At 40.8% G+C, this 1635-nt stretch carries 1 protein-coding gene; it reads left to right on the top strand.

The window, feature by feature from the left end; translation table 11 throughout:
- Positions 1–165: 165 nt before the first annotated feature.
- Positions 166–1482, top strand: a complete 1317-nt coding sequence (locus ACTNBR_RS16365) for an IS1380 family transposase (protein ID WP_441019249.1) — start codon at positions 166–168, stop codon at positions 1480–1482.
- Positions 1483–1635: the final 153 nt, after the last annotated feature.

The raw sequence follows: 1635 nt of genomic DNA, 5'->3' as shown, positions 1-1635 counted from the left end.
CCTGAATTATTCACGGTTGTGCCGTGAAAGTGGCTGAAAGCCACGTTGTTACTGTATTTTAACTGAATATTGCTTTTCACCTATCAAGTGAATGAAAAAAGAGCATCCACTTGTGATATAATTAAGGTGTCGAATCTCAAATAATACCAACAAAAGGAGCCCTTTATGAGTATTGTAAACACCTTATCATTAGAAAGCAATAGGCAGATTAAAATAAATTTTGACGGAGGCGATTTATCCTCCGATGCAGGACTTCTCCTGATAAAAGAATTCGCTGCAAAGATCGGCTTCACCAAGCTGATCAAAAAGAAATTTAAAACCAATGATACGTCAGTCCGTTTCCACAAAGATGATGAAAACCTGATGCAGATGATTTATCAGATCATCTCTGCATACTTTGAAGATGACTGTGCTGATGAACTGACCATTGATCCTGTTTTCAATGCCATTCTTGAAAAGAACAGTCTGGCTTCACAGCCAACACTATCAAGATTTTTCAACCGTATGGATGAAGATACACTCCTGCAGTTTGATGACATTGATAAAAGCCTTAGGGATATCATCTATTCCATAAAGTGTCCGGAGCATATGCTTCTGGATCTGGACAGTACTTTATTTGGCACCTACGGCAATCAGGAAGGGGAAAGCTTCAACTTCCATTATCAGGCACACGGATACCATCCTTTGCTCTGCTATGATGGTCTGACCGGGGATCTGCTGAAGGCAGAACTTCGTGATGGAACACTCCACTGCAGCAATGGTGCAGATAAATTTATGGAACCCCTTTTTCAGGAATATCTGGAAAGAGGCATCAAAACATACCTTCGTGGTGACAGTGGATTCTCATCTCCCAAACTTTATAAAACCTGCGAGATGAATGGCTGTTCCTATGCCATCCGCTTAAAACAGAATTCTTCACTCGTGGCTCTTGCTTCGGATAAAGATGAAGATTTATACAAAGCAACCAAAGAGGACCAGATCAGCTATGCTGTAACTTATGGTGAATTCCTGTATCAGGCCAGCTCCTGGGATTATCCAAGGCGCGTGGTTTTCAAGATAGAAAAACCATACGGTCAGCTGACGCATATGTACACCTTTATTGTTACAAACATGGATATGGAACCGTATCAGATCATCCAGTTTTACTGTGGGCGTGGCAAGATGGAAAATTTCATAAAAGAGGGCAAAGGTGGATTTGACTTTGCTGCTGTCAGCAGTCATTCCAAAGTAGTAAATGCCAACCGCATGAGACTTCATATGCTCGCCTACAACTTATTCAATTGGTTTAGGCGACTGGTACTCCCTGCAAATATGAGAAAGCAACAGGTGGATACCATTCGTTTAAAGCTGATAAAGATTGCTGCAAGAGCAGTCCGTTCAGCAAGATATATAACATTCAAACTATGCAGTAGCTGTCCTTATAAAAAGGAGTTCTACAGGACACTGGAGAATATCCAACAGCTGACTGTACAGTTGGAATAGCAACTATTAACGTACCTTGACAGTTCAAAGTAACTCAATCGGATTTCAAGGGGATAGTCTACCCATTTTTGTGGATAACTCGATTGATTTCATGGGAGCTGGTTCAAGGTTTTGTAGTATCGAGCATTTTTATATGCTCATGAATAATTCAGG

The sequence above is a fragment of the Bariatricus sp. HCP28S3_F11 genome (genome assembly GCF_052065395.1).
Lineage (GTDB): Bacteria > Bacillota > Clostridia > Lachnospirales > Lachnospiraceae > Allocoprococcus.
Note: the sequence above shows the minus strand (reverse complement) of the source record. Positions and strands in the feature narration are given on the sequence as shown.